Origin of the sequence: Microbacterium kribbense, from assembly GCF_039537285.1 — a bacterium.
Lineage (GTDB): Bacteria > Actinomycetota > Actinomycetes > Actinomycetales > Microbacteriaceae > Microbacterium > Microbacterium kribbense.
Map to the genome: position 1 here is coordinate 1 of NZ_BAABAF010000019.1, position 5553 is coordinate 5553.

A 5553-nucleotide genomic window follows, 5' to 3' on the forward strand; every position below is an offset into this window, starting at 1 on the left:
GAAATGGAAATGGCCACCCGTGGGTGGCCATTTCGTGAAGTTGAGTCCGGCGGTGTCCTACTCTCCCACAGGGTCCCCCCTGCAGTACCATCGGCGCTGAGAGGCTTAGCTTCCGGGTTCGGAATGTGACCGGGCGTTTCCCTCTCGCTATGGCCGCCGAAACACTCATGGATGTTTCGATCCAGCACAAACAAGTATCGCTATGTTGTTGTGTTCCCGACCGCACATCGAGAACCACTCAGTGGACGCAAGCACCAGACACAGTGGTGTTGTTATCAAGTCATCGGCTTATTAGTACCGGTCAGCTGCACACGTTACCGTGCTTACACACCCGGCCTATCAACCCAGTAGTCTAGCTGGGAGCCTCTCACCCCGAAGGGCATGGAAGTCTCATCTTGAGGCCGGCTTCCCGCTTAGATGCTTTCAGCGGTTATCCATCCCGAACGTAGCTAATCAGCGGTGCTCCTGGCGGAACAACTGACACACCAGAGGTTCGTCCAACCCGGTCCTCTCGTACTAGGGTCAGATCCTCTCAAACTTCCTACGCGCGCAGCGGATAGGGACCGAACTGTCTCACGACGTTCTAAACCCAGCTCGCGTACCGCTTTAATGGGCGAACAGCCCAACCCTTGGGACCTACTCCAGCCCCAGGATGCGACGAGCCGACATCGAGGTGCCAAACCATGCCGTCGATATGGACTCTTGGGCAAGATCAGCCTGTTATCCCCGAGGTACCTTTTATCCGTTGAGCGACAGCGCTTCCACAAGCCACTGCCGGATCACTAGTCCCGACTTTCGTCCCTGCTCGACCTGTCAGTCTCACAGTCAAGCTCCCTTGTGCACTTACACTCGCCACCTGATTACCAACCAGGTTGAGGGAACCTTTGGGCGCCTCCGTTACTCTTTAGGAGGCAACCGCCCCAGTTAAACTACCCACCAGGCACTGTCCCTGAACCGGATCACGGTCCGAAGTTAGGCATCCAGAGTGACCAGAGTGGTATTTCAACAATGACTCCACGAATACTGGCGTATCCGCTTCACCGTCTCCCACCTATCCTACACAAGCCACACCGAATACCAATACCAAGCTATAGTAAAGGTCACGGGGTCTTTCCGTCCTGCTGCGCGTAACGAGCATCTTTACTCGTAATGCAATTTCGCCGAGTTCGCGGTTGAGACAGTTGGGAAGTCGTTACGCCATTCGTGCAGGTCGGAACTTACCCGACAAGGAATTTCGCTACCTTAGGATGGTTATAGTTACCACCGCCGTTTACTGGGGCTTAAACCGGGCAGGCGTCAGTCCGTATACATCGTCTTGCGACTTAGCACGGACCTGTGTTTTTAGTAAACAGTCGCTACCCACTGGTCTCTGCGGCCACCACACCCTTTCGGCGTAAAGCCTAATAAGCGGATGGCCCCCCTTCTCCCGAAGTTACGGGGGCATTTTGCCGAGTTCCTTAACCACGATTCTCTCGATCTCCTTGGTATTCTCTACCTGACCACCTGAGTCGGTTTGGGGTACGGGCAGCTAGAACCTCGCGTCGATGCTTTTCTTGGCAGCAGAGGATCACCCACTTTTCATCCGCATCGTGTCTCACCCTCCATGACTCCCGGATTTGCCTAGGAGTCGGGCTACGCACTTGCACCAGGACAACCATCGCCTGGCAGAGGCTACCTTCCTGCGTCACACCTGTTAATACGCTAGCCGCACCAGCATGGGGTCGAGCGTTCACCCGAGCACCCGCCCCCTCCCGAAGGAAGGAACGAGAAGTCCCGGGCTAGGACTCTTAGCACCACTGGATTGACTGGGGCGGTTCTTCGCCGGTACGGGAATATCAACCCGTTGTCCATCGACTACGCCTGTCGGCCTCGCCTTAGGTCCCGACTTACCCAGGGAAGATTAGCTTGACCCTGGAACCCTTGGTCTTTCGGAGGACGTGTTTCTCACACGTCTTTCGCTACTCATGCCTGCATTCTCACTCGTGTGGCCTCCACGACTGGGTCACCCCGCCGCTTCACCGGCCACACGACGCTCTCCTACCCATCAACACGGCTGGACCACGAAGGCCTACCTAAAAATGTCAATGCCACAACTTCGGTGGCGTGCTTGAGCCCCGTTACATTGTCGGCGCGGAATCACTTGACCAGTGAGCTATTACGCACTCTTTCAAGGGTGGCTGCTTCTAAGCCAACCTCCTGGTTGTCACAGCAACTCCACATCCTTTCCCACTTAGCACGCGCTTAGGGACCTTAGATGGTGGTCTGGGTTGTTTCCCTCTCGACGATGAAGCTTATCCCCCACCGTCTCACTGCTGCGCTCTCACTTACCGGCATTCGGAGTTTGGCTGACGTCAGTAAGCTGGTAAGCCCCATCGGCCATCCAGTAGCTCTACCTCCGGCAAGAAACACGCAACGCTGCACCTAAATGCATTTCGGAGAGAACCAGCTATCACGAAGTTTGATTGGCCTTTCACCCCTATCCACAGCTCATCCCCTCAGTTTTCAACCTAAGTGGGTTCGGTCCTCCACGACGTCTTACCGTCGCTTCAACCTGGCCATGGATAGATCACTTCGCTTCGGGTCTAGGACATGCGACTGAACGCCCTGTTCAGACTCGCTTTCGCTACGGCTACCCCACACGGGTTAACCTCGCCACATATCACTAACTCGCAGGCTCATTCTTCAAAAGGCACGCTGTCACCCCTGCAAAGGAGGCTCCAACGGTTTGTAAGCAAACGGTTTCAGGTACTATTTCACTCCCCTCCCGGGGTACTTTTCACCTTTCCCTCACGGTACTAGTCCGCTATCGGTCATCTGGGAGTATTTAGGCTTATCAGGTGGTCCTGACAGATTCACACGGGATTTCTCGGGCCCCGTGCTACTTGGGATACTCTCCACGCCAAGAACAAGTATTTCGACTACGGGGCTCCCACCCACTATGGCCCGCCATTCAAAACGGTTCGTCTATACCCTCTTGTCACGCCGGCCGCTCGGCAGAGCAGCCCAGAAAGTCCCACAACCCCGAATACGCAACTCCTGCCGGATATCACACGCACTTCGGTTTAGCCTGATCCGGTTTCGCTCGCCACTACTAACGGAATCGCTGTTGCTTTCTCTTCCTGTGGGTACTGAGATGTTTCACTTCCCCACGTTCCCTCTACCCGCCCTATATATTCAGACGGGAGTCACCAGGTCGGCACGCCGCCTGGCGGGGTTTCCCCATTCGGACACCCTCGGATCAAAACTTGCTTATCAGTTCCCCGAGGCTTATCGCAGATTGCTACGTCCTTCTTCGGCTCCAGATGCCAAGGCATCCACCATTTGCTCTTAAAGACTTGAAAATCACATGAGTCGAATCAAAAACTCGCACCAGAACCCCCCGAAGGAAGCCCTGGCAAGAAATTGACCAATGATCATTAAAAATAAGATCATCTATACGGGCCAGCCCGAAGGCCGACCCAAGATGCTCGCGTCCACTGTGTAGTTCTCAAAGTACGGGCGGTACCCTCCCCGACCCACCCCACAAGGCGAACCAGAAAAGGCCCAGAAGAAACCGTCGACACCCTCCGAAGAAGACATCGCCCAGTCCCTCAGGACCCAACAGCGTGCATGCGCCCTCCACCCGAACCCAGACCCTTCCAGCTGCAAGCAGCGTACTAAGCCCGGACCCTTCCGGAAGGCACCCCGTCAAATGTTCCACCCATGAGCTACCAGCACCACACGAACGGTGATGATCTGGCGCCTGGAAGACCCGAAAGCCTCCAGCTGCTCCTTAGAAAGGAGGTGATCCAGCCGCACCTTCCGGTACGGCTACCTTGTTACGACTTAGTCCTAATTACCGATCCCACCTTCGACGGCTCCCTCCACAAGGGTTGGGCCACCGGCTTCAGGTGTTACCGACTTTCATGACTTGACGGGCGGTGTGTACAAGACCCGGGAACGTATTCACCGCAGCGTTGCTGATCTGCGATTACTAGCGACTCCGACTTCATGAGGTCGAGTTGCAGACCTCAATCCGAACTGGGACCGGCTTTTTGGGATTCGCTCCACCTTACGGTATCGCAGCCCATTGTACCGGCCATTGTAGCATGCGTGAAGCCCAAGACATAAGGGGCATGATGATTTGACGTCATCCCCACCTTCCTCCGAGTTGACCCCGGCAGTATCCCATGAGTTCCCACCATAACGTGCTGGCAACATAGAACGAGGGTTGCGCTCGTTGCGGGACTTAACCCAACATCTCACGACACGAGCTGACGACAACCATGCACCACCTGTATGAAGACCTTGCGGGGCGACTGTTTCCAGCCGTTTCCTCCATATGTCAAGCCTTGGTAAGGTTCTTCGCGTTGCATCGAATTAATCCGCATGCTCCGCCGCTTGTGCGGGTCCCCGTCAATTCCTTTGAGTTTTAGCCTTGCGGCCGTACTCCCCAGGCGGGGAACTTAATGCGTTAGCTGCGTCACGGAATCCGTGGAAAGGACCCCACAACTAGTTCCCAACGTTTACGGGGTGGACTACCAGGGTATCTAAGCCTGTTTGCTCCCCACCCTTTCGCTCCTCAGCGTCAGTTACGGCCCAGAGATCTGCCTTCGCCATCGGTGTTCCTCCTGATATCTGCGCATTCCACCGCTACACCAGGAATTCCAATCTCCCCTACCGCACTCTAGCCTGCCCGTACCCACTGCAAGCCCGAGGTTGAGCCTCGGAATTTCACAGCAGACGCGACAAACCGCCTACGAGCTCTTTACGCCCAATAATTCCGGATAACGCTTGCACCCTACGTATTACCGCGGCTGCTGGCACGTAGTTAGCCGGTGCTTTTTCTGCAGGTACCGTCACTTCCGCTTCTTCCCTGCTAAAAGAGGTTTACAACCCGAAGGCCGTCGTCCCCCACGCGGCGTTGCTGCATCAGGCTTGCGCCCATTGTGCAATATTCCCCACTGCTGCCTCCCGTAGGAGTCTGGGCCGTGTCTCAGTCCCAGTGTGGCCGGTCACCCTCTCAGGCCGGCTACCCGTCGACGCCTTGGTGAGCCACTACCTCACCAACAAGCTGATAGGCCGCGAGCCCATCCCAGACCGATAAATCTTTCCAACCCCCACCATGCGGCGAGAGCTCATATCCAGTATTAGACACCGTTTCCAGCGCTTATCCCAGAGTCCAGGGCAGGTTGCTCACGTGTTACTCACCCGTTCGCCACTGATCCAGGAAGCAAGCTCCCCTTCACCGTTCGACTTGCATGTGTTAAGCACGCCGCCAGCGTTCATCCTGAGCCAGGATCAAACTCTCCGTAAAAAAACGATGCCACAACACCACCGGAAAAACGGCAGACGCTGCAGCGAGTTCAACCATGACCAAAAAACGAACATCATTGCTGACATCCATATAAATTGATCCAAAGGAATCTCACCCAACCAAAAAGGTCAGGACGAGGTAATTTGGCATTTGACAAGTGCACGCTGTTGAGTTCTCAAGGACCAGACGCACCCACAACTAAGACCACAACAACCGGCCATCATCACAGGGCAACCTCACAACCATACCCCACCTGT

Annotated in this window: 3 rRNA genes; all 3 read right to left on the minus strand. The window is 55.5% G+C overall.

From position 1 onward, the window contains the following. Positions 1-44: 44 nt before the first annotated feature. Positions 45-161: ribosomal RNA gene (gene rrf / locus ABD705_RS15965) — 5S ribosomal RNA — on the minus strand. Between the two features lie 110 nt (positions 162-271). Continuing rightward, positions 272-3341 (minus strand): 23S ribosomal RNA (locus ABD705_RS15970). A 435-nt stretch (positions 3342-3776) separates the two neighbouring features. Then, a 16S ribosomal RNA gene (locus tag ABD705_RS15975) occupies positions 3777-5296 on the minus strand. The 16S, 23S and 5S rRNA genes sit together here, the layout of an rRNA operon. Positions 5297-5553 lie beyond the last annotated feature (257 nt).